A 25,540-nucleotide genomic window follows, 5' to 3' on the forward strand; every position below is an offset into this window, starting at 1 on the left:
GCGGCTACCCTCTCAGTCGTTACTTACATGTCGCGGCCGTCGCTGTGAATCAGCTGTTGCAGCCAGCGATAACTCTTTTTCGGTACGCGTTTTAAGTCTCTCAGGTCATGGTTTTCACGGTTGACGTACACCACGCCGTAGCGCTTACGCATATCGCCCTGGGAACTGAGAATGTCGATCAAACCCCAACCGAGGTAGCCCAATACCTGTGCGCCGTCCTCAAAGATGGCGTCCTGCATCGCCTGGATATGGTCGCGGTGATAAGCAATGCGGTAATCGTCCTCGATCGGGTTAACGCCGTCCCACTCCTCAATCACGCCGATGCCGTTTTCAATCGGGAACACGGGTAAGCGCCAGTCGTTGTAATACCGGGTGATAATGGCGCGAAAACCGAGCGGATCGATTTGCCAGCCCCATTCGGTCGCCTCAAGATATGGGTTCGCTTTATCACCCTGTTGCAGGAAATAATTGACCGGCGTTCCGGGCGCAATAGCATCGCTGTCGAGGGTTTTACTGGCGTAGTAGCTAAACGCCATAAAGTCGTTTTTGACCCGTGCGATTTCCGCCAAATCCTCATCGCGGTAGATATCACGGAAGCCTTCTCTGTCGACCACCGCCAGCACTTCCGGGCTGTAACCCTGCCCGGCATAGACTCGCAACAAGTTCTGATTGAGGAATTCGTCATATTGCGTGGCGCAAAACACATCGCGCGGTTTACAGGTCGCCGGATAAACCAACTGATGCGCCAGCATGCCGCCCATTAATTTTCCGGGCTGGGTGGTGTGCAGATAGTGGGTCAGCAACACATGCGCCATCATCACATGGTGCTGAATCTGATAGAGCTCACGCAGGGTTTTCTCGCCTTTCAGATAGCCACCGACCTGAAACGCACCAGGCATATGGTAGATATTTTGCTCGTTAAAGGTCAGCCAGTACTTCACCCGACTGCCAAAGCAGTCGATCATCTTTTTGCCGTAGCGCACAAAAGCATCCTGCACGCGGCGGTCAGCAAAACCGTTGTACTGCTCGGCCAGCGCCAGCGGCATATCAAAGTGATACAAGCAGATCATCGGTTCAATGCCGCGCGCCAGCAAATCGTCGATAAAGCGGTCATAAAATGCGATGCCTTCGTCATTGAACTCGCCATCACCCTGCGGACAAACACGGCTCCAGGAAATCTGGAAGCGGTAGCAGTTCATGCCCAGATCCTGCATCAGGTCGAAATCTTCCTGATATCGGTGGTAGGAATCCGTGGCGACTTTCCAGTCGGAGGCAAATTCACTGGCTTTGCGAATATCGTAAACCGACATCCCTTTCCCGCCCTCGTTCCAGGCACCTTCGGTCTGCATGCTGGATACAGAGTTACCCCATAAAAAGCCGTTCGGTAACGTTTTGTTCATCTCGCTTCTCCATGACTAGTCATTTTTTATATATGACTAGTCATATAGATAATGGCGAAAAAATGGGCAAAGGAAAGGGTGTGTTTTTGTGACGCTATTCGAAAGAAAAGAAAAACGCGACGGGGTGAGCGTCGCGTTTGAGAGGAAGGATAATTACTGTTGTTTTAACTGGTTACGGCGATATTCACCCTGGCGCTCAAACATCCAGCCGGGATATTCGCGCGGTAGTGCGCTCACCGCATCCAGCTGTTGCAGTTCGTCATCACTCAGGCGGATCGCCGTCGCCGCAATGTTATCGTCCAGTTGTTCCGCGCGTTTCGCGCCAATAATCACGCTGCTGACCACCGGCTGATGCAGCAGCCAGGCCAGCGCGATTTGCGCCACGGAAACCCCTTTACTGTCGGCGATGGTGCGCATAACGTCCACGCAATCAAAGGCGCGGTCTTTATTCACCGGCGGGAAATCAAACGCCAGGCGGCGTCCACCGGCTTCCGCCTGACCATCGCGGCTATATTTACCGCTCAGCAAGCCGCCTGCCAGCGGGCTCCAGACCATCAGCCCCACGCCTTCGCTCTGCATCATCGGCACCAGTTCACGCTCCAGATCGCGACCGGCGATGGTGTAGTAAGCCTGTAGCGAGGCAAAGCGCGCCAGCCCAAGACGCTCCGAAATCCCCAGCGCTTTGGCGATTTGCCACGCCGCCCAGTTAGAGACGCCGATATAGCGCACATGGCCGTGCTGCACGAGGTTATCCAGCGCGTAAAGCGTTTCCTCAATGGGTGTGGCCGGATCAAAGCCGTGCAACTGGTAAAGATCAATATGATCCAGTTGCATGCGCTTGAGGCTCTCTTTCACGCTATTCATGATGTGATAACGCGAACTGCCGCGCGAGTTCACCCCGGCGGTGCCGGTTTCGCCAAACACTTTGGTGGCGACGATGACGTTTTCGCGTGGCACTTTCAGGTTTTTCAGCGCCTGGCCGGTGATCTCCTCCGAACGCCCGTCGGAATAGACGTTCGCGGTATCGATAAAGTTAATGCCAGCATCGAGTGCGCTGCCGACCAGTTGCTCGGCTTGCGCCTGTTGCAACTGGCCGATTTTGCTCCACATGCTCTCGCTGTCGTCACCGCCAAATGTCATGGTGCCGAGGCACAGTTCAGAAACAAACAGTCCGGTATTACCCAGTTTTTTGTAGCGCATAGTGGCGTCTCCTCATCTGTTTAGTTAACCCAGACAGTTATACGCAATCCTCTGCGGCGGCGAATGTGAGGATCCTGCCTGTTTCTTGCCCAATTCTCTGATTATCCGCGCGGTGCATCACCAAACACTTTATAATCAGGTAGTTGCATATTCTGATACGGCTCCCAGCCGCCGCCGAGCGCTTTATACAACGCCACCAGATCGAGGCTGCTTTGCACCCGCGCTTGCTCGCGTTGCTGGCTGGCCTGCGCCAGTTGGCGCTGCGCATCCAGCACATCGATAAAGCTGGCAATTCCCTGACGGTAGCTGTCGGTGGCAAGCGAGAAGGCGTTTTGCAGCGCACTGAGCGTTTTATCCAGCCCCGCTTCCCGCTGCTGATCGGCGCGGTAACTGACCAGCGCATTTTCCACATCGCCCAGTGCGCTGAGCACCGTCTGGCGGTAGTTCAGCACCGCTGCGCCCTGCTCTGCTCGCGCCAGCTTGACGCTGGATACCAGCCGCCCGCCCTGGAAAATGGGAATCGAAATCTGCGGGCCGACGCTATAAAAATGGCTGCTCCAGTCGGTAAGCCAGTTGGTTTCGCTGTTGCGCAGACCGAACTGGCCACTCAGCGACAAGCTGGGGAATAGCTGCGCGACTGAAACGCCAATCTGTGCCGTCGCCGCATGCAGGCTGGCTTCCGCTTCGCGAACGTCCGGGCGACGACGCGCCAGCGTCGACGGAATTCCGGTGGGTACAATGTCCGGCAGCGCGGGTAACGGCTGCGCATTACGCAATTCGCTGTCCAGCGCACCGGGCGGTTTACCGAGCAGGATAGCTAGCGCGTTCATCGCCTGGCGCTCCTGCGCTTCATATTGCGGGAGTTGCGCTTCCAGATTGCCGACCTGGGCGCGGGCATTTTCCACATCCAACTGTGGAGAAAGGCCGCCCTTTTGCCGGTTTTCAGTGAGCGAAAATGTCTGCTGCGCGCTATCGATTTGCGTTTTCAGCGTACTGATGATGTGCTGCGCACCGCGCAGTTGCAGCCACGCACGCGCGACTTCAGCCTCCAGCGAAACCAGTGCGTCGTTACGTTGTTCAATTGCTTGCTGTTGCTGTGCCGATGCCGCTTCAACCTGGCGTCGCACTTTGCCCCACAGATCCAACTCCCACTGCGCGTCAAAACTGCCCTGATAGAGATTCACCGGTTGGGTAAGCGCACCGAGCGCCCCGCTGATTGCCGGGTCGGCGTTCTGCAACTGACCTTCCACGTTATGGGATTTCAGCTCGCCTTCAATGCCTAACTGCTGGCGAGTCGCTTTCAGCGAACCGTTAACCGCTGGCAGAAACGCGCCGCCCGCCTGATTAATCTGTTCGCGCGCGCCAGCAATGCGCAACACGGTTTGCTGGAGCGAGAGATTATCTTTAATCGCCCGCTCAATCAGGCTGTTCAACTGCGGTGACTGGAAGGTTGTCCACCAGCGCGGATTCACCGCCTGCGAAGAGGTCTGCGATTTAACCGCTTTGTCACCCGGATCGTTCCAGCGCGCAGGCGTTTGCGGTTTGGGCGCCTGGTAATCCGGCCCGACAGCACAGCCTGCAAGCCACAGCGACAACAGGGTTACGGGAAAACGACACCACGTCATATTAATGTGCTCCTGCGCTGCCTTCGCTTTTGATCGGCGAAAGCAATAAACAAAAGGGGATCAGCAACATCGCCACCAGACTGAGCACGGTGAAAACGTCGATATAGGCCAAAAAACGCGACTGGGCGATCATCGTTTTGTACATCTGCCCGGTGGCGCTGCTCAGCGGATCGCCGACCAGGCTGGTGAAGTTACGGATCGCCTCGGCGGATTCACGCAGCGCCAGCTGGAATGGTTCATTAAAGGGAGACGTATGGTCTGATAAGTGCGACATATGCGCCTGCGAGCGCTCGGTGATCGCCGCCGTTGACAGCGAAATACCAACCGATCCCGCCACGTTACGGAACATGGTAAACAGCGCCGCCGCATCGGCATTTAGCTGGCGCGGGATCGAGATAAAGGCGATGGTTGTCAACGGAACGAACAGGAAACCCAGCCCAATCGACTGCGCACTGCGAAACAGCATCAGCGTTTCGAAATCGATATCCGGCGCCAGGGTGCGCGACCACCAGAATGAGGCCGCCAGGCAGAAAAAGCCGAAGGCGATTATCCAACGCGTTTGCACTATTGGCATCAATTTCAACACCAACGGAATGGTCAGCACAATCAACACCGCGCCAGGCGAGAGCACCAGCCCGGACCAGGTGGCGGTGTAGCCCAGATCCTGCTGCGCCAGTTGCGGGATCACCACCGAGCTGCCATAGAGGATCATTGCCATGCCCGCCATCAGCAGGCTTGAAACCGTAAAGTTTTTATCCGCCATGCAGCGCAAGTCGACCACCGGTTTTTTGGCGTACAACAACCAGTAAATGGCACCGACAATACCTATCGCAGTGAGAACGGCGAAAATGCGCGTGAAATCGGAGTTGAACCAGTCTTCATCTTCACCGCGATCGAGCATCACTTGCAGGCAACCCAGCCCCAGCGCAATCAGGCCGATACCCGGCCAGTCGATGGACAATTTCTGCTTTGATTTGCGCTCCCAGGGCGGATCTTCCAGCAGTTGGTAAATTGCAAGAACCGTGACAATACCCACCGGAATGTTGATAAAAAAGACCCAGCGCCAGGAGTAATTATCGGTTATCCAGCCGCCCAGCGTCGGCCCCAGCACCGGGGCGACAATAATGGCGATAGAGGACAGACCAAACGCTTTGCCGCGATCTTCCGGCTTGAAATAATCCAGCAGCACCGACTGCTGCGTGGGTTGCAGGCCTCCACCAAAAAAGCCCTGCAAAATACGAAACAGAATGATCTGCCAAAGCTCGGTGGCGATGCCGCACAGAAACGAACAGACGGTAAACATCACAATGCAGATCAGGAAAAACTGTTTGCGCCCAAAAGTGCGGCTGAGAAAAGCGGAGATCGGCAGAACGATACCGTTCGCCACCAGGTAGCTGGTCAGCACCCATGTCGATTCGTCATAACTGGCGGAGAGCGACCCGGCGACGTGCGGCAGCGCCACGTTGACAATCGTGGTATCGAGGATCTCCATAAACACCGCAAGGGTGACGACCCACGCCACCGCCCACGGGTTACTGGCGGGTTTCCAGTTCTCGTGGCTGTGATCGGTCATTCCAGCGTTACCTTCGGTTCAACGGAAAGGCCTAACGGCAACGGTTTGTTGGGATCCAGGCCTTTATCAATGACGATTTTCACCGGCACGCGCTGGACGATTTTGACAAAGTTGCCGGTGGCATTTTCTGAAGGAAACGCGGCGAACTTCGACCCGCTGCCCTGCTGGATGCTGTCGATATGCCCTTCCAGCTCCAGATCCGGCCACGCATCCACTTTGACGCTGACTTTATTCCCCGGACGCATGCGTTCCAGTTGCGACTCTTTAAAGTTCGCCACCACCCACACGTCCGGTGAAACCAGAGAAAACAATGCGCTGCCCGCCTGCACTAACGTACCGTTTTGCACGTTGCGTTTGGTGATAAAGCCATCGAACGGGGCGCGAACTTCTGTCCAGGATAAATTTAGATTGGCGGTTTCCAGCTGCGCTTTTGCCTGCGCCACTTGCTGTTGGCGCGCTTCTACATTGGTTTCCTGCTGGCGGATTTGCAGTTGCACCTGGTCGGCCACTTCCAGCTGTGCCTGTGCGCTGGCAAGCTGTGCCTGCGCGCTACGCAACTGGGCATTGGCGCTATCGATATTCTGTTGTGTGGTGGCGCGAGGATCGACACCGCGCTGACGTCGATAAGCGGCTTCGGCGTTCGCCAGGTCGGCTTTTGCTTTCAGCACCTGCGCGCGCGCTTCGTCACGCTGTGCCGGATACTGCACTTTAGATAAGTCCAGTTGCGCCTGCGCCTGGTGTAGCTGAGCGGTCGCCAGCCCCAGTTGCGCTTGTGCTTGATCGCGCTGCGCAGTGGCATCGCGCGGGTCAATGGTGACCAGTAAATCCCCTTTCTTGACGCGCTGGTTGTCTTTAACCCGCAGCTCGGTGACATAACCTGCCACCTTCGGCGCAATCGTCACCGCGTCGCCATCGGTAAAGGCGTCGTCTGTGGTTTCTTCATTACGGGTTAACAGCCACCACACCAGCGCAACAATCACCATCACGCCAACAACAATGGCGAGGATAATCAGTGGCTTCTTTCCGGGGCGTTTACGTGTGTTTTGATTGTTATCTTCCTGAACATCGTCAGGATGCGTTGTGTTTTCTGCCATAGTTTCGCAACAGTCCTGTCAGGTAACGGCGCCAGGTTTGCACCGTTACCTAAAGTTAGGCGGTTGCTATACATTTGCCAGGATAAACTGACAAATCAGCACTATCTGAATAAGAGTAATCCGTATCCAACTAGCGCCGCCCACAGCAGCATCGGCAGGGAATAGAGATGAAAGCGCCACCAGATGCGGCGATCGTTTGCCATACGCAGCGCGATAAGATTAGCCAGCGAACCGGGCAGCAAACCAAAGCCGCCAACGTTCACCGCCCAGGCCAGCAGCGTATCCGGCGGCACATAATTGAGCAGCAAAATGGTGGCAGGCACGTTACTGATAAACTGCGACAGGCCAATGGCCGTCAACCACAAACCAGAAGGTGACAACTGGCTGGCGCTGGCCAACACCGAGTGCAGCGCCGGGAGCTGGATAAGCAGGTGCACATCAATAAACATGGCGATAAAGACCAGCAGTAGCGTCCAGTCCACGCTCAGCACTACCCGGCGAGCCAGAAGCAAGAACCCGACGGCGACTATTGCCAACCCCCACAGTTCCTGTTTCAGCTCCAGCGCGGTAATAAAGATTAAGTAGAAACCGAGGCAGCTCCATACCAACCGGGGTTGCCAGTCCGGCGTTTGTACGCCGCTGTGGTAGTTAAGCGCTTTTTTCGGAAAACAGAACCAGCACAACACCAACAGCGTGACCATCATTGCCAGCGCCAGCGGTGCCATCTGCCAGATGAACGCAGGAAAAGAGAGGCCAGAGCGGCCCCAAATAAGAATATTTTGTGGGTTTCCGATAGGCGTTAATAACGATCCGGCATTTACTGCCAGCGCTTCAAAAATGATCAGCCGGTTAACCGGAATTTCGCACAGTTTCTTTAGCGTAATGGTCAGCGGCACGACAATAAACAGCGCCACGTCATTGGTGAGAAATGTGGAAAGGAGTGCCGCCGCCAGCACCATAAACATCGCCAGCCTGCGTTGATGATGAAAACGGCGCACCATACGCCGCCCAATAACATCAAAATAGCCGCTCAGCTCGACGCCTTTGGTCAACAGCATCAGGCCGCTAAGGGTGATAATGGTGTGCCAGTCAATCGCAGCCGGCCAGGTTTTGGGCGCAAACGGGGCAAAAAAGCACAGCGCAACGCCGATAATCAGTAACAGATGCAGGAAGCGATCGCGCGCCAGGGCGCGAATGAGGGGCATAGTCATTCAGGTGATTGCTCGTGTTGCAGAGTGAAGCGGCGGAAACAATCGAGCGTTTCCTGGCTAACGTGGTGTTCCATGCCTTCGGCGTCGCGGCGCGCAATGTCCGGGCTCACGCCAAGCACCAGCAAGAAGCTTTCGACGATTTGATGCCGCTCACGGCTCTCCTGCGCCAGCTTCTCCCCTTCCGGGGTCAGAAAAACGCCGCGCCAGGGAATCTGTTCAATTAAACCCACCGTTGCCAGTCTTTTTAACATTTTGGCAACTGTCGGTTGTGAAACGCCAAGGCGGGCGGCCATATCCACCTGGCGGGCTTCGCCCACTTCGCGGATCAAATCTGAAATCAGTTCAACATAGTCATCAATGAGTTCGCGACGATGCGCTTCACGCACCTGACGAAAGCCTTCAACGTGCTCTTCAACATTTACCAGCGTCACTTTTTTTATTGTTTGCTTACCTGCGCGACGGTTCATTGTGCTTCCTCTGAGGGTGTGACACCTGTGCAGCATCATATAAGAGAAGCGCCATTGTAAACCATCCGTGAATCAGTACAAAAAATTAACGTCTTAGCCATAGCTATAGAACATAGCCTGTGCTATATCTGTATGTAATGTGTTCGCTCTTCATGGAACGAAGGGCATGTAAATGGCAGGAGGTAACGATGAATGAGTTCAAGAGGTGTATGCGCGTGTTTAGTCACTCTCCCTTTAAAGTGCGTTTAATGCTGTTGAGTATGTTGTCCGAAATGATCACCGGCAAACCTCAGCAGGACTCCGACAAATCTTCTCACTAATGCGGCGTCGCGGTACGCCGCTTCATTTTTCTGTCACAATCCCCCGTCATACTGACCTATTCGCCTAAAAATCAGCGTATTTTTGCTGGATTTGCAATCACTCTCTCAAAACAACCGCTTAGCCCCTGTTGACCTTCGTCGCGCCTCGCTCTATCTTTGCGCTGCCCTGCACAAATTGCGGCTCGCAGATGCGGACCCCCTCCCCTCTTCACACGCACTGTCCGGCAGGTTTTGACCCTTAACGCCAGGGTGAGCACATGGCGTTTTCATGACAGTAATCTATGAGCCTAATCCTTAAAGAATCCGTGGCCCTTCGCAGCCAGACGCTCAACCCGTGGACGGGTTTTTATTTTTTACAATCGATGTTGATTAACTTCGCTCTGGGTTATGAATTTAGCGTGATGTATGCGGTTCTTTTAACCTGCGCCCTACTGGTTCTCTGGCGACATGCACCTCGCACACAAAAAACCGTTATCGGGGTTATCTCGTTGGTTGCCGCATGCTATTTCCCCTTTGGCCGCGCATATGGCGCACCGAATTTCAACACGTTGCTGGCGCTGCTGTCGACAAACATGGAAGAGTCGACGGAAATTCTGACTATCTTCCCGTGGTATCACTACGCTGTCGGCGTATTCATTTTTGCGCTGGGCGTTATTTCGCTGCGCCGCCGGGTAATCGTGCGTTCCACGCCATGGCTGAAATGGGACACGCTGGGCACGATTGTGTGCATCGCTTCTTATTTTATTGGCCCGGTGCAAAACCATTTCAAAGGGTACGAATTCAGGATTATTGATACTGGCGTTCCGGTGCTTCGTTTCGTGCGTGATGTAGCGTTTAACTACTATGTGGTCAAAGAAGAACAGAAAAATATGGCCGCGCTTGCCAGCGTGAAAGACACCTGGAATGTGCTGGCGGTCAAACCGAAATACCATACTTACGTGGTGGTGATTGGCGAAAGTGCGCGTCGCGATGCGCTGGGCGCCTTTGGCGGCCACTGGAATAACACACCGTTTGCCAGCCAGGTAAACGGCACGCTATTTACGGATTACATTTCCGCGAGCGGTTCAACACAAAAATCCCTTGGGCTGACTTTAAACCGCGTGGAGAAAGATAAACCGCAGTATCAGGATAACTTTGTCACGCTGGCTAACCGCGCCGGTTTCCAGACATGGTGGTTTTCTAATCAGGGGCAGATAGGCGAATACGACACCGCCATCGCCAGTATCGCTAAGCGTGCCGATGAAGTGCAGTTTTTGAAACGCGGTGACTTCGAGGCGGATAAAAACACCCGTGACGAGGATCTGTTAAAACTCACCAACCAGGTCCTGAGCACTAAACGCACCCAGCCGCAGCTGATTGTGCTGCATTTGATGGGCTCGCACCCGCAGGCCTGCGATCGCACCGGCGGCAAGTACGACGAGTTTGTGCAGTCAAAAGAGACCTCCTGCTACCTCTATTCCATCAAGCAGACCGATGATTTCCTCGGGAAAATGTATTCGCAACTGGTCAATACCGGCGAAAGTTTTTCAATGGTTTATTTCTCGGATCACGGACTGGCGATTAAAGAACGCGGAAAAGAGGTGCAGTACCTGGCGCATGCCGATACTTTTCAACAGGACTTCCAGGTGCCGTTTATGGTGCTTTCCAGCGACGATACCAAACATCGGGTAATTAAAGCTCGCCGTTCAGCGAACGACTTTTTAAGCTTCTTTTCGCAGTGGACCGGGATTAGCGCAGAGCAGATTAAAAATCCTTACCGTTTTATATCAGAGCAAAAAGCCGGGCCAGCGTACATTACCAACTTTAAGTTACAGAAAGTTGACTATAACCATCTCGGTACGGATCTCTTCGATACGCGCAGTAAGCGGTAATTTCTGCTAGATGGCAGACAAAAAAAATCCGCCCACTGGGCGGATTTTTCATTATCGCCGAAGCGATTAGAAGCGGTAACCAACGCCGGCAATCCAGGTGCCAACGTCTACGCTACGGATACGGCTCTGCTCGTAGGAGAAGTCCAGAGCAACGTTTTCCATCGGGTTGAACTGCAGACCAGCACCGTAAGAGAAACCGTAGTCGCTGGTGTCAGACACTTTAGCGGTGTCTACAGTCTGCTGGAATTTACCGTAACCAACACCCACAACACCGTAGATGCTCGCCCAGTCGTTGATGCGGTAAGCCGGGCCGGCGGTGATGCCGTAGTACTGCGCTTTGTTATAAACGCTGTCTTCGGTACGATCTTTTTCAGTGTAAGTAAAGGAACCGATAACACCCAGCGGGTTGTTGTCCTGCTCGTAGCGGTATTTCAGGTTGAAACCGTTAGTTTTGTTGGCGATACCCTGAGCGTCGCTCTGAGCGTAGCCGCCAGTTACGGTTGAAGTTGCTGCTACTGCGGAACCTGCAGAAACCGCCAGAAGTGCGGCCAGTGCTGAAAGACATGCAATTTTTTTCATAATCCACCTCAAATGTGCTTCAAGTAAATCCTACGTCCTACGTATTTAAATATATCAAAATTAATTAAGAAACTCTTTGCGGGAATTGGGGTCTAATGCGCCATTTGATGTAACAGAAAGTTTCCGCCACTGACCAACCCTTTCAAAAAACAGAAATTTTCCCACACAACGCACCATTATGCTGCGCAATTTATGGCACATTCATCCAGATAATTCTTAATTGGATAGGTTAATTAACCATCAGCGTGGCGCTATTCTACGGATTTTTCAGTTACTTTTTTTCAACAAATGCTCAACCAGCCGGGGGGAATTCAAGTAGACTGCCTCTTTTACTTTATTTGACAGAAATTGACGGGAGAAAGGATGCCTGCGCAGTCTCGTAAATTGCCGGTGTGGTTGCCGGTATTAATATTGCTTGTCGCGATGATGTCCATTCAGGGAGGCGCGTCGCTGGCGAAATCACTGTTTCCGATTGTTGGCGCACCCGGCGTCACCGCGTTGCGTCTCGCACTTGGCACCCTTATTTTGGTCGTGGTATTCAAGCCCTGGCGCTTGCGTTTTACCCACGAACAACGCCTGCCGCTGCTGTTTTACGGCCTGTCGCTCGGCGCAATGAACTATATGTTCTATTTATCGATCCAGACGATACCGCTCGGCATCGCCGTGGCGCTGGAGTTTACCGGCCCGCTTGCAGTGGCGCTTTTCGCGTCACGCCGCCCGGTGGATTTCATCTGGGTGATCCTCGCGGTACTTGGCCTGTGGTATCTGCTGCCGCTGGGCGAAAATGTGTCACATGTTGACCTCACGGGCGCAGCATTTGCCCTTGGTGCCGGTGCTTGCTGGGCAATCTATATCCTTTCCGGGCAGCGCGCCGGGGAGGAGCACGGCCCGGCGACAGTGGCGCTGGGTTCACTCATTGCGGCGCTGGTTTTTGTGCCGCTTGGTGCATTCCAGGCGGGTGAAGTGTTGTGGCACTGGTCTGTTCTGCCGCTGGGGATCGCCGTGGCGATTTTGTCTACCGCTCTGCCCTATTCGCTCGAAATGATTGCTCTGACGCGTTTACCTACTCGCACATTCGGCACATTAATGAGTATGGAGCCAGCGATGGCGGCAATTTCCGGCATGATTTTTCTCGGGGAAACACTCACATTCCAGCAAGCGCTGGCGCTGGCGGCGATTATTATCGCATCAATGGGCTCGACTCTCACGCTGCGTCGAGAAGCGACAGTCAAAGAAATTGATATTGGCTAAATAAGTATTATTTGGCATGAGGTCCTCCTTATGCCAAATATCCACATCAAGCAGTAGACATTATTTCTTACTTTTCCCAGCATCCTGCATCAAATAGAACGATTCGCATTTTAGAAATAATAACTCATTAGAATTATCTTACATTTCATTTGATTAGTTGCGTTATCCTGAAATCGTTTCCTATATTTTATATTCGCTATCGAACTGATAGGTACAGCCAAGACTGTCAGGAAAAATCTGGTGCTATACTTAGTTTCGGTAATTTTCTGGGACACAAACATCAAGAGGATATGAGATTATGAGTACCGCTAAACTGGTTAAAACGAAAGCGTCTAATCTGCTTTATACCCGTAACGATGTATCGGATAGCGATAAAAAAGCGACCATTGAGCTGCTGAATCGCCAGGTGATCCAGTTCATTGACCTGTCTCTGATCACTAAACAGGCCCACTGGAATATGCGCGGTGCTAACTTCATTGCCGTACATGAAATGCTGGATGGTTTCCGTACTGCGCTGGTAAACCACCTTGATACCATGGCTGAACGTGCCGTACAGCTGGGCGGTGTCGCACTGGGCACCACGCAGGTGATTAACAGCAAAACCGCGCTGAAAAGCTATCCGCTGGATATTCACAGTGTGCAGGATCACCTCAAAGAACTTGCCGATCGTTACGCGGTGGTCGCCAACGATGTGCGTAAAGCCATTGGCGAAGCGAAAGACGAAGATACCGCTGATATCTTTACCGCTGCTTCCCGCGACCTGGATCAATTCTTGTGGTTCATTGAGTCCAACATTGAGTAATCCATAAGTTTTGCCTATATCCCCTGCGCATCCCGCGCAGGGTTTTGCACTATTACAGTGCGTCATTTTTCCCCTTCCCACACACAAAGTTACCACTTCGTAATTATCCCATCACAAAATTGTTAATAAGTGATTGTTTTTGCCCCGCGATCTGCGCTAAAAAAAAGCAAAACAGGCCACGCCGCCACAGTGCACCAAAACAGTGACTCAAAATGGTGCGTATGGGTATTGTTGCTACACTTATTGTGCAACCGGGTAAAGGTTCGCCTTTACAAAACAATAGGTTGTAAACCTGGCATGATTTTTTCATACTGCGTTCATTCTCGCAGGGGTTCGTTCCCCGGATACAAAAGGAAAAACTATGAAGTCTGTATTGAAATTTTCCCTGGCTGCACTCGCTCTCGCTTTTGCCGTTTCCTCTCAGGCTGCTGATAAAAAACTGGTTGTCGCCACCGACACTGCGTTCGTTCCTTTCGAATTCAAACAAGGCAACAAATATGTGGGTTTCGACGTGGACCTGTGGGCAGCTATCGCCAAAGAACTGAAACTGGACTACGAACTGAAGCCGATGGACTTCAGCGGTATCATTCCTGCGCTGCAAACCAAAAATATCGATCTGGCGCTGGCAGGCATCACCATTACTGAAGAGCGTAAAAAAGCCATCGATTTCTCTGACGGCTACTACAAAAGCGGCCTGCTGGTAATGGTGAAAGCCAACAATAACGACGTGAAAAGCGTGAAAGACCTCGATGGTAAAGTGCTGGCAGTGAAGAGCGGCACCGGTTCTGTTGACTACGCGAAAGCGAACATCAAAACCAAAGACCTGCGTCAGTTCCCTAACATCGACAACGCCTACATGGAGTTGGGCACCGGCCGCGCTGATGCAGTATTGCACGACACACCGAACATCCTGTATTTCATCAAAACTGCGGGCAACGGCCAGTTCAAAGCGGTCGGCGACTCTCTGGAAGCGCAGCAGTACGGTATTGCCTTCCCGAAAGGCAGTGATGAACTGCGCGAGAAAGTGAACGGTGCGCTGAAAACGCTGCGCGACAACGGCACTTACAACGAAATCTACAAAAAATGGTTTGGTTCTGAACCTAAATAATTATTAAAAATAATGCGTTAAACCTCGGAGGCGGCTTTCGCCTCCGATGCTTTTTGTTAAAACCACGGTATACAGGAACACATCATGCAGTTTGACTGGAGCGCCATCTGGCCCGCCATTCCGCTTTTGCTTGACGGGGCCAAAATGACCTTATGGATTTCGATCCTCGGTCTGGCTGGCGGCATCATTATCGGCCTGCTGGCCGGTTTAGCCCGTACGTATGGCGGCTGGATTTCTAACCACATCGCGCTGGTATTCATCGAAATTATTCGCGGCACGCCTATTGTCGTTCAGGTGATGTACATTTACTTCGCCTTACCGATGGCTTTCCCCGATATTCGTATCGATACCTTCAGCGCCGCTGTCATCACCATCATGATTAACTCCGGAGCTTATATCGCCGAAATCACTCGCGGCTCCGTATTGTCGATCCATAAAGGGTTCAGCGAAGCGGGTCAGGCGCTGGGACTTTCCCGCGTTGAAACTATCCGCCACGTGATCATGCCGCTGGCGCTGCGTCGCATGCTGCCGCCGCTGGGTAACCAGCTGATCATCAGCATCAAAGATACGTCGCTGTTTATTGTTATCGGCGCAGCCGAATTAACCCGCCAGGGCCAGGAAATCATTGCCGGTAACTTCCGTGCGCTGGAAATCTGGACCGCCGTGGGGGTGATTTATCTGATCATCACCCAGGCGCTGAACATCGTGCTCCGTCGTCTTGAAAAAAGGATGAAAATCCTGTGATTGAATTTAAAAACGTTTCCAAGCACTTCGGTCAAACCCAGGTGCTGCATAATATCGATCTGAACGTTAGTCAGGGTGAAGTGGTGGTGATTATCGGGCCGTCCGGCTCCGGTAAATCTACGCTACTGCGCTGCATCAACAAACTGGAAGAGATCACCAGCGGCGATCTGATTGTCGATGGCCTGAAAGTTAACGATCCGAAAGTGGACGAACGCCTGATCCGCCAGGAAGCAGGCATGGTGTTCCAGCAGTTCTATCTGTTCCCGCACCTGACCGCGCTGGAGAACGTCATGTTCGGCCCACTTCGTGTGCGTGGCGCCAGGAAAGCAGATGCGGAAAAACTGGCGAAAGAGCTGCTGGCGAAAGTCGGCCTCGCCGAACGCGGGCATCACTATCCGTCTGAGCTTTCCGGTGGGCAGCAGCAGCGTGTGGCGATTGCTCGCGCACTGGCGGTCAAACCGAAAATGATGTTGTTCGATGAGCCAACCTCTGCCCTCGACCCAGAGTTGCGCCACGAAGTGCTGAAAGTGATGCAAGATCTGGCCGAAGAAGGCATGACCATGGTTATCGTGACCCACGAAATCGGCTTCGCTGAGAAAGTGGCCTCACGCCTGATTTTCATCGATAAAGGCCGCATTGCCGAAGATGGCAACCCGCAACAGCTGATCGAAAATCCACCGAGTCAGCGCCTGCAGGAATTCCTGCAACACGTATCCTGATTTACCCTGCCCCTCCTTTTGGAGGGGCGCTCACCAGATTCCTCTCATTTCATCGCGGCTGCGCTACGGCATCTATACTTATCATTTTGCTGAACTTTCTCACCGGAGGAGCAAATGCCGTGGATCCTGCTATTGATTGGCCTGCTGTGTGCGCCGTTACAGGCCGCGACAATACCCGGTATTACTTCCGCAGCCTCTGGCGCTCAACCTTCCACACAAACGAGCGAACCTAATGTCGAACAGAAAAAAGCGGCTTATGCCGCACTCGCCGACGTGCTGGAAAATGATGATTCGCGCAAGGAGCTGATTGATCAGCTACGTAAAGTTGCCACCACGCCGCCGCAAGAACCGGTACCGGAGCTCACTCCGCCCGAGGTGAAAGAGCAAAAAACGGTGCTGGAAAACGTGACCGAGGTTAGCGAACATTATGGCGAAGAGCTGGCAGCACGTTTTGCTCAGCTTTATCGCAATATCACTGGTTCACCCCATAAAACCTTTAACCCGCAAACATTCAGCAATGCCGCCAGCCATTTTTTGTTATTAGCCGCGCTGGTTTTTGCTTTCTGGTTCCTTGTTCGTTTAGCGGTCTCGCCGCTGTATCGCAAAATGGGCGCCTGGGGAAGGCGTAAAAACCGCGACCGCAGTAACTGGTTGCAACTGCCCTCAATGATTATCAGCGCGTTTATTATCGACCTGATGCTGCTGGCATTGACACTTTTTGTCGGTCAGTTGCTTAGCGCGAATCTTAACGCGGGCAACAGTACCATCGCGTTCCAACAAAGCCTGTTTCTGAACGCCTTTGCGCTGATTGAGTTTTTTAAAGCGATCTTGCGGCTGATTTTCTGCCCGCGTATTGCCGATCTGCGCCCATTTCGCATTACCGATGAAACCGCCCGCTACTGGCATATGCGCCTGAGTGCGCTGAGCAGCCTGATTGGCTACGGTTTGCTGGTTGCCGTACCGATTATCTCCAACCAAATCAATGTGCAGTTTGGCGCGCTGGCCAATGTGGTGATCATGCTCTGCATCACCGTATGGGCGTTGTACCTTATCTTTCATAATAAGAAGCAAATTCAGCACAACTTGATTGTACTGGCGGATCACTCGCTGGCCTTTTTTAGCTTGTTTATCCGCGCTTTTGCGTTGGTTTGGCACTGGCTGGCCAGCGCTTACTTTATTGTGTTGTTCTTCTTTTCGCTGTTCGACCCCGGCAACAGCCTGAAATTTATGATGGGTGCGACGGTCAATAGCCTGGCGATTCTGAGCATTGCCGCGTTTCTTTCTGGCGTGTTGTCGCGCTGGTTGAATAAAACTATCACCCTGTCGCCGCCGGTACAGCGCAACTACCCCGAGTTACAAAAGCGGCTCAATGGCTGGCTCTCCGCGTCGTTAAAAACCGCGCGCATTCTGGTGGTCTGCGCAACCATCATGCTGCTGCTGAACGCCTGGGGGCTGTTTGATGTCTGGCACTGGCTGAATTACGGTGCGGGTGAGAAAACCGTCGATATCCTGATCCGCATTGCGTTAATTCTCTTCTTCTCCGCCGTTGGCTGGACACTGCTTGCCAGCATTATTGAAAACCGGCTGGCGTCGGATATTCACGGCCGTCCGCTGCCGAGTGCGCGCACCCGCACACTGCTGACGCTGTTTCGCAACGCGCTGGCGGTGGTGATAAGCACCATAACGGTGATGATTGTGCTGTCGGAAGTTGGCGTGAATATCGCGCCGTTACTGGCAGGGGCTGGGGCGCTCGGGCTGGCTATCTCGTTTGGTTCGCAGACGCTGGTGAAAGATATTATTACCGGCATTTTCATCCAGTTTGAAAACGGCATGAACACCGGAGATTTGGTTACTATCGGCCCGCTCACCGGCACCGTGGAGCGAATGTCGATTCGTTCCGTTGGCGTGCGTCAGGATACCGGCGCGTACCACATTATTCCGTGGTCATCGATAACCACTTTTGCCAACTTTGTTCGCGGCATTGGCTCAGTGGTGGCGAATTATGATGTTGATCGCCAGGAGGACACCGATAAAGCAAATCAGGCGCTAAAAGACGCCGTGGCGGAACTGATGGAGCAGGAAGAGATCCGCGGACTGATTATTGGCGAACCGTCGTTTGCCGGGCTGGTCGGGCTGACCAACACGGCATTCACGCTTCGCGTCACCTGCACTACTCTGCCGCTGAAACAGTGGACGGTGCGTTTTGCCCTCGACACGATGGTGAAAAAACATTTCGACCGCGCGGGCGTGCGCCCGCCGGTGCAGACATACCAAATGTTACCGGCACCGGGAAACGCAGTACAGCCAGCGTCACCCGCCAGCCCGCCACCGCCGACAGAACCTACCCTTTAAAACGTGTCTGCGCCCAGCGCTTACGCTGGGCCTCATCGAAAAATGTCCAGGCGATAAAACGGCTCTGCTTCTGGCCCTGCGCCATCTCTTTTTTTATTACCTTCACTGCGCCAACCTGCGTCAACGCGCGATACAGTTCGGGTAGGTTATCGCCGCGTGACACCAGCGAGGTAAACCACAATACCTGGCGCGCGAACTGTTGGCTTTCAGCAATCATTTTGCTGATGAAGGCCACTTCGCCGCCTTCACACCACAGTTCCTGCTGCTGTCCGCCAAAGTTAGCGGCGTCGCTGGCTGATTGCCCGAGGTTGCGACGCTTACGCTCGCTCCCGGCCTGCACGCTTTGCGCGGAGTCGTGAAACGGCGGGTTGCAGAGAATCGCATCATACTGCTCATTTTTATGAATAATGCCGGTGAGAATCGAGGCCGGATCTTTCTGCCGACGCAACCGCACTGCGCGGCTCAACCCAGGGTTTGCGTTGATGATAGCTTGTGCGCTGGCAAGAGCCTGATCGTTGACTTCACTGCCGGTAAAACGCCAGCCGTACTCATGCGCACCAATCAGCGGGTAAATACAGTTTGCACCAGTGCCGATATCCAACACGCTGGCGTGCGTCGGCACGTTACCGTCGTTGCTTTCCGCCAGCACATCCGCCAGATGGTGAATGTAATCCGCGCGCCCCGGTACCGGCGGGCAGAGAAAGCCGTCAGGGATATCCCACTCGCGAACGCCATAAAATTGCGCCAGCAGCGCTTTGTTCAGGGCTTTGACTGCCTGCGGTTCGGCAAAATTGATGGTCGTCTCACCGTGCGGATTAGTGGTAAGAAACGCACGCAATGACGGGTTCACGACGCACAACGCGTCGAGATCGTAGCGGCTGTGGTGGCGGTTACGCGGGTGCAGACCCGGCTTCTGGGCATTCATGGCATTCTCCTGTTAGCAGCGGCGTAAGATACCCGTTGACGTTGGTCGGGTAAATAAGTGAGGCTGAAGAATCTGTTTTTAACGACCGGAAAGCGCTATGTATTTTTATGAACCTGCAAAAGGACATGGGCTGCCTCATGATCCATTGAATGCCATTATTGGCCCGCGCCCCATTGGTTGGATTGCCTCGCTGGATGGGCAGGGCCGCCGCAACCTCGCCCCTTATAGTTTTTTTAACTGCTTCAATTATCGCCCGCCGATTATCGGCTTTGCCAGTAGCGGCTGGAAAGATAGCGTGCGCAATATTACCGAAACCAAAGAGTTTGTCTGGAACCTGACCACGCGTGCGCTGGCTGTGCCAATGAACGAAACGTCTGCCTCTTTGCCGCACGGCGAAGATGAGTTTGCTCGCGCAGGCCTGACGCCCGTTGCCAGCCGTATCATCAAGACGCCACGCGTGGCGGAAAGCCCGGTCAATTTCGAATGCCGCCTTTCGCAGTGTATTCAGCTTACTGCCGCAGACGGTACACCGGTCGATAGCTGGCTGGTGCTCGGCGAAGTGGTTGCCGTGCATATTGATGAAATGCTGCTGGAAAACGGTATCTACCAGACGGCGAAAGCGCAGCCAGTGTTACGCGCAGGTGGTCCGTCGGCCTATTACGGCATTAGCGAAGCGCAGCGTTTCGATTTAACGCGCCCGGATAACCGCTAGCCTCTTGCCGGGCAACGATTGCACAGTTCGCCCGGTTCGACATCAGCGCCGCCGTCCAGTTTGCTATAATTATGGTTTTGGCTTTGGAGGACACATTATGGCTTCAGGTTGGGCAAATGATGGCGCAGTGCAGCAGCAAATCGACAGCACCATTGATGATGCCGTAGCACGTGCGCGCAGCGGTTTACCTTCTGGCGAAAGTTTAAAAGTTTGCGAAGAGTGCGGAGAGCCAATCCCGGAAGCACGGCGTAAAGCCATTCCCGGCGTACGTTTATGCATTACCTGCCAACAGGAGAAAGATTTACATAATTCTACATTTGCAGGATATAATCGCAGAGGATCGAAAGACAGCCAGCTACGTTGACCTTTCCTGACGTCTGTAACCAGCGCAAGCGGTTGCCTTTACATCCACGAAACCCCGCCCTGAACGTAGCAAATTGTGCCACGAAAAACGGTGCCAGACCGACTGGTGGTAAATTGCGCTTTTTTCATCACTAAATTTCTTTGAATTCAAAACTTTAATCGTTGTTCAATTTTTTAGAATAAGGCCGTCAATTCTCTTCGATTTTATCTCCCGCCAAAAAACGTGATACTCATCACATCGACGGAACATTGTCCCCCATACAGAATAACCTGCGAGAAATTAACGATGAAAACCATCAAATATGCTGTTGCTGCTATCGCGCTGTCCACCCTCTCTTTCGGTGCCTTCGCGGCACAATCAGTCACCGCTGCTCAGGCAGAGAATCTGAATAAAATCGGTGTTGTTTCCGCTGAAGGCGCGACCACGCTGGACGGGCTGGAAGCCAAACTGGCAGAGAAAGCACAAGCCGCTGGCGCAACGGGCTACAGCATGACTTCCGCTACAGGCAATAACAAACTGAGCGGCACTGCGGTTATCTACAAATAACCGAAAACCGCGTTTTACCCCTGGCAAATTAACCCTCTGTCAGGTGCTCCCCCCTCATTAACCCTGTTGTTACCCTTTTTTGCCCGTCCAGAGATGTGACGGGCTTTTTTTTGTCAGAAACTCTGCGCAACCCGCGCCAGACCCTCTTCCAGCGTCGCCACTTCACCCGTCGCCACCAGACAGCAGGCGATCTGAATTTTGAGCGACTCCGGCACCGCTTCACTTCCCGCAAGGCAGCGTTCTGTCCAGCGCGCTGTACTTTCCGCGTCTTTCGCTGCTCCGTCACTTGCCGCGGGTGCAGCATCGTCACGCGCATAAAGTACGCGCTCACCCTGCGCATCAATCAGGTTGATTTGCGGGCATCGTTGCGGGTTAGCATAAACTTCCCCTTCCGTGCCATGCATCAACAGGCCGCGTCCGCCAATATCGGCAAAGAATTTCCCCACCCGAGTGATGTACTCCGGGTGCGAAACGCTGGACAAACGCAGCGCGGCGTCTTTTTCAAAGGGCGTTGCCAACTTTGCCAGCGTGTGCGCGCTGTTGCGCACGCCCATCCGCCAGCGCATCGCCAGCTGTTTTTCCAGCGGTGGACAGAGTGCACTCACAGGAATATAGACCGGGTGATGTCCCTCCAGCTTCGCCTGCGCCTGGCCTGCGTGCAGCGTGGCATCAATTCCCAGTAGTTTGAAAATGCTCTCCGTTACGACGCGTGTCGGATCTTCAGTGACGCCATGCACCACGACCGGAAAACCGAGTTTGTTGAGCAAAATCGCCAGCAGCGGCGTCAGGTTCGCCTGCTTACGCGCGCCGTTATAGCTGGGAATGACAATCGGCATCGGCTTAGCTACCGGCGGCGTCAGTTTCAGGGTGTGTTGCTGCATCGCCTCGTAAAAGCCGAGCATTTCCGCTTCCCCTTCCCCTTTAATACGCAGAGCAATCAAAATGCCGCCCATCTCCAGATCCGGCACTTCCCCCTTCAGCATCTGCGTATACAGACCACGAGCAGTGTCGAAATCGAGGTCGCGGGCGTGGTTTTTCCCACGACCAATTTCTTTAATGATTTTGCGGTAATCCATAGCGACTCCTTGCGGGCTCACATCGTTAACGGCGTTTGCGACGCTTCTGTTCTGGTTTTTTCACGGGTTTCTTCACTATAACGTCCGGCATCACCGGTTGTGAAATAGGAAACACAGGTAGCGCATCAAGCAGGCGTTTACCGTAGCTTTTGGTCAGCAGCCGTTTATCGTAAATAACCACTTCTCCACGGCAACTGTGGCTACGGATAAGCCGCCCCACTTGCTGAATAAGGTTAAACGACGCGCTGGGCAGGCTCTGCACTTCAAAAGGATAACGATTCAGGCTTTTCAGCCACTCGCCTTCAGTGATCACCACCGGGCTGTCGATAGGCGGAAAGGCAATTTTATGGATATGAACCTGCGTCAGGTAATCGCCTTTGAGATCCAACCCTTCAGCGAATGACTGCAAGCCGACCAACACGCTGCGCTCGCCGTTATCGATACGTTTACGGTGCAGTTCCACCAGTCGATAACGCGGTTGATCGCCCTGCACCAGCAGCAATAAACGCAAGTCTGCGACATAGGTTAAAAACAGCTGCATCGCACGCTGGCTGGCGAACAGCACCAGCATCCCAGGGTGTGCTTTACTCTCAACCTGCTCGCGAAACCAGGTCGCCATTTCCGCAATGTGCTGCTCTTCGTTTTCCATCAGCGGCTCATAACGCATCTGCGGAATAACAATTTTTCCCTGCTCAACATGGTTGAACGGCGAACCAAGCGTGACAAAGCGATCCCCGGCTTTCTCTTTTAAACCGCTCATCTCTTGCAGACGATTGAAACTGTTCAGCGAACGTAACGTCGCCGAGGTCACCACGATGTGCGGAACGCTGCGCCAGAGCAGCTTTTCCAGCTGATCGCTCACCCGAATGCCCACACAGTGGAACAGCAGATGCAGCTGTCCGTCACGCGCCTCGCGAGTGGCCCATTTGGTCACCGGCGCACCGGACGCCTGCGCCATTGAGGCCAGCCGCCAGAGTTTGCTCTGGCTTTCGAACATGCCCAGCGCGCGGTTCATCTGCAAAATGATCCGGTGCAAACGCACAATGTCTTGGCTACCGGTCTTCTCGCTTAAATCATTCAGGAACAGTTCTGCCAGCCCACGCAGCATCTCCGTCAGTTTTGCCAGCCGCTGGCAAATCTCCATCACTTCATTTGGCAGCTCGCCCATTGCAAAGCGATATTCCGCCTCCTGGCCCGCCGGAAGGTAAAGATTGAGAATGTTGTTAAGAGAAGCGATAAGTGCGTAAAGCTCCTCACAATGGGCGTTGAGCCGCTCCGGTGTCGCCAGCGGCGGCAGCGTTTTCGGGCGAAACTGCTCAAGGCAGGTCGCCACCAGTTTGGTGAACAGATCGAGCTGGAGCTGATACCAGGGTGCGGTGATTTCCGCCGTCATCTCCAGCGCATCACGCGCCACATCCGGTAGATGGTGGCCTTCATCCAGCACCAGCAGCAGGTTTTTTGGCTCCGGTAGCACCGCTTCGCTCTCCATCGCCGCCATCACCAGCGCGTGGTTGGCGACCACGACTTCAGCTTCCTGAATTTCGCGGCGCGCGACAAAAAAGGGACACTCGCGGTAGTAGTGGCAGTTACGGTTCAGGCAACTGGCTTTATCGGTGCTGAGACGTCGCCACAAATCATCGGTGATCGCCTTATCGGTGTGATCGCGCAGGCCATCCCACTTATAGCTGTCGAGGTCAGCTTTCAGCGCCGCACACCGCTTCTGCTCCTCCTGGTTGCCAGGTGTCAGCTCATCGTCCAGAAATGCCAGCAGGTCCTGCTGGTTCGGCTCGCTGCTTGCCAGCGCCGCCAGGTTGCGCGGGCAGACATAGCGCCCACGGCCAAACGCGGCGGTAAAGCGTAAATCGGGGATAATTTTGCGCAGCAGCGGCAGATCTTTACTGAATATCTGATCCTGCAACGCCACGTTAGCCGTGCTAACTACCAGCGTTTTTTGCTCTTCACGCGCGATGGCGATGCCCGGAATGAGATAGGAGAGCGTTTTCCCCACGCCGGTCGGCGCTTCAATCGCCAGATGACGCCCTTCATCCCCCGCCAGCGTTTTCGCCACGTCAGCAATCATCTGCCGCTGCGGCGCGCGGGGAATAAAGTCCGGGATCTGTTGTTGCAACGCCTTATACCAGGCGGCAATCTGCGCTTTTAGCGCGGCGGTAAGGGCCATGAGGAAACCTGAAATACTGTATAAACAGACACTATTGTGGCATTTTTAGCGCCCGTAGGATAACCCTTTTTGCCTGGCTGGAAGCACGTCCACATATTCCACGCGTCACTGATCGGATACAGGATATTTTTCACAACGCCGATCACAAATTGGCAGATCCATTCGCCATTGCCCTTCAGGTCGCGTTGATCATTTATTCAGGCAATGCTAGTTTTTACCTGCATTACGCTTGTTACCGAATATCGGGCAAAACCTAAATGCAGAGAAAGAGGGCGACATCCGCTCGCTGCTGTATTTACGTTTTGCCCGTTTTTGTTTGCAGGAGTTGGCGATGCTGGTCAAACAAATATTAAATAATAACGTTGTCAGCGCCATTGATGAGCATGGCCTTGAGGTTATTCTGACTGGGCGCGGCTTAGGGTTTAATACTCAAAGCGGCGCACGCGTCGATGCGCAAGCCATCGAGAAAATATTCCATTTGCAGGACTCTCAAGTCTCCGCACGTTTTAAAGATCTGGTTAGCGAAGTGCCGGTGGAAATAGTGCAACTCACCGCCGATATTGTTGCGCTGGCACGCTCCACGCTTTCGCATAAATTAAGCGAAGGTCTGTACGTTACGCTGGCCGATCACTTGCACTTCGCGCTACAACGCGTAGAAAAAAATGAAGTTTTACCCAATCCGTTAGAGTGGGAAGTGCGCCATTTCTACACCGAAGAGTACGCCATTGGCCGCCAGGCGATCGGCATGATTGTTGCGCGTACCGGCACATTATTACCCGACAGTGAAGCCTGTAGTATCGCGTTGCATATAGTGAATGCCGGGCTGAATGATACGATGGGTAAAACCACAAAAATTACACGGCTTATTTATCAGTTACAGAATATCGTTAAATACTTTTTCACCCTGCCGCTCGACGAGCACAGTCTGAATTACCAGCGTTTCATTACCCATTTAAAGTTTTTCGCTCAACGGGTGATTGATGGTGTGGTGTTAAATAATGACGACGAAGAGTTATTTGCCATGGTGCAGCGTCGTTATCAAACCACCCTGAAATGCGTTGACGCGATTAACGAATTTGTCGGCAAGAATTATCACCACACGATGAGCAATTCGGAAAAACTTTATCTGACCGTGCATATCGAAAACGTGGTACAGCGGGCAGAGCCGTAATCACGGTTGTTAGTCAGGTACAGAGAGTGTGAATCACAGGAACGTGGCAGCGCCGTAAATCCCCGGAGTTTACAAAAGTAAGTGACAGGGTGAGTGCCAAATCGGCAAGGCGCCGATTTGAACACGGCGCATGGATGAGCCGGGCAAAAGCCAGCCCTCCTGTGGTTTGAAGTATGAAGTGTATGAATTCTTTCCAGGCTTGTTACTGTTAAATCAGGCAAACCCCAGAAGAACAAAGCGCCGGTGGGTAA

Annotated in this window: 23 protein-coding genes; 12 read left to right on the forward strand and 11 right to left on the reverse strand. The window is 53.4% G+C overall.

The features are described 5' to 3' along the window. Window positions 1-23: 23 nt before the first annotated feature. From ACFX4O_RS01850 to mntR, 7 genes are all read right to left on the reverse strand, one after another. Window positions 24-1,400, reverse strand: a complete 1,377-nt coding sequence (locus tag ACFX4O_RS01850) for a glycoside hydrolase family 1 protein (RefSeq protein ID WP_380206886.1) — start codon at window positions 1,398-1,400, stop codon at window positions 24-26. A gap of 153 nt (window positions 1,401-1,553) precedes the next feature. Further along, entirely contained in the window at window positions 1,554-2,600 is a 1,047-nt protein-coding gene (locus tag ACFX4O_RS01855; RefSeq protein ID WP_380206888.1) for an aldo/keto reductase, read from the reverse strand. A 101-nt stretch (window positions 2,601-2,701) separates the two neighbouring features. After that, entirely contained in the window at window positions 2,702-4,225 is a 1,524-nt protein-coding gene (locus ACFX4O_RS01860; RefSeq protein ID WP_380206890.1) for an efflux transporter outer membrane subunit, read from the reverse strand. Between the two features lies 1 nt (window position 4,226). Next, window positions 4,227-5,798 carry a DHA2 family efflux MFS transporter permease subunit gene (locus ACFX4O_RS01865; protein ID WP_380206892.1) on the reverse strand — a complete coding sequence of 524 codons (1,572 nt, stop codon included), beginning with the start codon at window positions 5,796-5,798 and terminating at the stop codon, window positions 4,227-4,229. Continuing rightward, complete coding sequence (locus tag ACFX4O_RS01870) at window positions 5,795-6,892, reverse strand: HlyD family secretion protein (protein ID WP_131406379.1); 1,098 nt, start codon at window positions 6,890-6,892, stop codon at window positions 5,795-5,797. Before ACFX4O_RS01870 ends, ACFX4O_RS01865 begins: the two co-directional genes overlap by 4 nt. 101 nt (window positions 6,893-6,993) lie before the next feature. Beyond that, window positions 6,994-8,103, reverse strand: coding sequence for an anion transporter (locus ACFX4O_RS01875; RefSeq protein ID WP_131406378.1), 1,110 nt, complete (start codon window positions 8,101-8,103; stop codon window positions 6,994-6,996). Continuing rightward, the gene (mntR, locus tag ACFX4O_RS01880) at window positions 8,100-8,570 is read right to left on the reverse strand and encodes a manganese-binding transcriptional regulator MntR (protein ID WP_131406377.1); all 471 of its coding nucleotides are present in this window, start codon (window positions 8,568-8,570) and stop codon (window positions 8,100-8,102) included. The genes ACFX4O_RS01875 and mntR overlap by 4 nt, the downstream gene beginning before the upstream one ends. Window positions 8,571-8,758: 188 nt before the next feature. Here mntR and mntS point away from each other — a divergent pair, with 188 nt between their 5' ends. Further along, a complete protein-coding gene (gene mntS / locus ACFX4O_RS01885) occupies window positions 8,759-8,890 on the forward strand; it encodes a manganase accumulation protein MntS (protein WP_380206895.1) in 132 nt (43 codons plus the stop codon). Window positions 8,891-9,171: 281 nt separating this feature from the next. Continuing rightward, the gene (locus ACFX4O_RS01890) at window positions 9,172-10,761 is read left to right on the forward strand and encodes a phosphoethanolamine transferase (RefSeq protein ID WP_131406375.1); all 1,590 of its coding nucleotides are present in this window, start codon (window positions 9,172-9,174) and stop codon (window positions 10,759-10,761) included. Window positions 10,762-10,827: 66 nt separating this feature from the next. Here ACFX4O_RS01890 and ompX read toward each other — a convergent pair whose 3' ends face one another. Next, a complete protein-coding gene (gene ompX / locus ACFX4O_RS01895; RefSeq protein ID WP_131406374.1) occupies window positions 10,828-11,340 on the reverse strand; it encodes an outer membrane protein OmpX in 513 nt (170 codons plus the stop codon). Between the two features lie 363 nt (window positions 11,341-11,703). Between ompX and rhtA the strand changes: the two genes are divergently transcribed. From rhtA to ybiO, 6 genes are all read left to right on the forward strand, one after another. Then, entirely contained in the window at window positions 11,704-12,591 is an 888-nt protein-coding gene (gene rhtA / locus ACFX4O_RS01900) for a threonine/homoserine exporter RhtA (RefSeq protein ID WP_131406373.1), read from the forward strand. Between the two features lie 298 nt (window positions 12,592-12,889). Next, window positions 12,890-13,393: a DNA starvation/stationary phase protection protein Dps gene (dps, locus tag ACFX4O_RS01905; RefSeq protein WP_086871723.1), complete on the forward strand. Its 504-nt coding sequence runs from the start codon at window positions 12,890-12,892 to the stop codon at window positions 13,391-13,393. A 361-nt stretch (window positions 13,394-13,754) separates the two neighbouring features. Then, window positions 13,755-14,501 (forward strand): glutamine ABC transporter substrate-binding protein GlnH, encoded by a 747-nt coding sequence (glnH, locus tag ACFX4O_RS01910; RefSeq protein ID WP_380206898.1) that lies wholly within the window; start codon window positions 13,755-13,757, stop codon window positions 14,499-14,501. 84 nt (window positions 14,502-14,585) lie between these two features. Next, the gene (glnP, locus tag ACFX4O_RS01915) at window positions 14,586-15,245 is read left to right on the forward strand and encodes a glutamine ABC transporter permease GlnP (protein WP_131406370.1); all 660 of its coding nucleotides are present in this window, start codon (window positions 14,586-14,588) and stop codon (window positions 15,243-15,245) included. Next, window positions 15,242-15,964, forward strand: a complete 723-nt coding sequence (gene glnQ / locus ACFX4O_RS01920; RefSeq protein WP_131406369.1) for a glutamine ABC transporter ATP-binding protein GlnQ — start codon at window positions 15,242-15,244, stop codon at window positions 15,962-15,964. The genes glnP and glnQ overlap by 4 nt, the downstream gene beginning before the upstream one ends. A gap of 114 nt (window positions 15,965-16,078) precedes the next feature. Next, on the forward strand, window positions 16,079-18,316 hold the full coding sequence (gene ybiO, locus ACFX4O_RS01925; protein WP_380206901.1) for a mechanosensitive channel protein: 2,238 nt from the start codon (window positions 16,079-16,081) through the stop codon (window positions 18,314-18,316). On the opposite strand, the gene rlmF is transcribed toward ybiO, so the two are convergent. Then, a complete protein-coding gene (gene rlmF, locus ACFX4O_RS01930) occupies window positions 18,306-19,241 on the reverse strand; it encodes a 23S rRNA (adenine(1618)-N(6))-methyltransferase RlmF (RefSeq protein ID WP_380206903.1) in 936 nt (311 codons plus the stop codon). The two genes, ybiO and rlmF, sit on opposite strands and share 11 nt — an antisense overlap. Before the next feature lie 97 nt (window positions 19,242-19,338). Here rlmF and ACFX4O_RS01935 point away from each other — a divergent pair, with 97 nt between their 5' ends. From ACFX4O_RS01935 to ybiJ, 3 genes are all read left to right on the forward strand, one after another. After that, window positions 19,339-19,953 carry a flavin reductase family protein gene (locus tag ACFX4O_RS01935; RefSeq protein ID WP_380206905.1) on the forward strand — a complete coding sequence of 205 codons (615 nt, stop codon included), beginning with the start codon at window positions 19,339-19,341 and terminating at the stop codon, window positions 19,951-19,953. A gap of 97 nt (window positions 19,954-20,050) precedes the next feature. Next, window positions 20,051-20,317, forward strand: a complete 267-nt coding sequence (locus ACFX4O_RS01940; protein WP_380206907.1) for a DksA/TraR family C4-type zinc finger protein — start codon at window positions 20,051-20,053, stop codon at window positions 20,315-20,317. Between the two features lie 285 nt (window positions 20,318-20,602). Further along, window positions 20,603-20,863, forward strand: a complete 261-nt coding sequence (gene ybiJ / locus ACFX4O_RS01945) for a DUF1471 family protein YbiJ (RefSeq protein ID WP_131406364.1) — start codon at window positions 20,603-20,605, stop codon at window positions 20,861-20,863. A gap of 113 nt (window positions 20,864-20,976) precedes the next feature. Here ybiJ and ybiB read toward each other — a convergent pair whose 3' ends face one another. Continuing rightward, a complete protein-coding gene (gene ybiB / locus ACFX4O_RS01950) occupies window positions 20,977-21,939 on the reverse strand; it encodes a DNA-binding protein YbiB (protein ID WP_380206909.1) in 963 nt (320 codons plus the stop codon). A 25-nt stretch (window positions 21,940-21,964) separates the two neighbouring features. Then, a complete protein-coding gene (gene dinG / locus ACFX4O_RS01955) occupies window positions 21,965-24,118 on the reverse strand; it encodes an ATP-dependent DNA helicase DinG (RefSeq protein ID WP_380206911.1) in 2,154 nt (717 codons plus the stop codon). Window positions 24,119-24,449: 331 nt separating this feature from the next. On the opposite strand from dinG, the gene licT reads away from it, so the two are divergent. Then, window positions 24,450-25,289, forward strand: coding sequence for a BglG family transcription antiterminator LicT (gene licT / locus ACFX4O_RS01960; protein ID WP_380206913.1), 840 nt, complete (start codon window positions 24,450-24,452; stop codon window positions 25,287-25,289). The last annotated feature ends 251 nt before the right edge of the window (window positions 25,290-25,540 follow it).

Source organism: Kosakonia sp. YIM B13571, assembly GCF_042788095.1.
Lineage (GTDB): Bacteria > Pseudomonadota > Gammaproteobacteria > Enterobacterales > Enterobacteriaceae > Kosakonia > Kosakonia quasisacchari.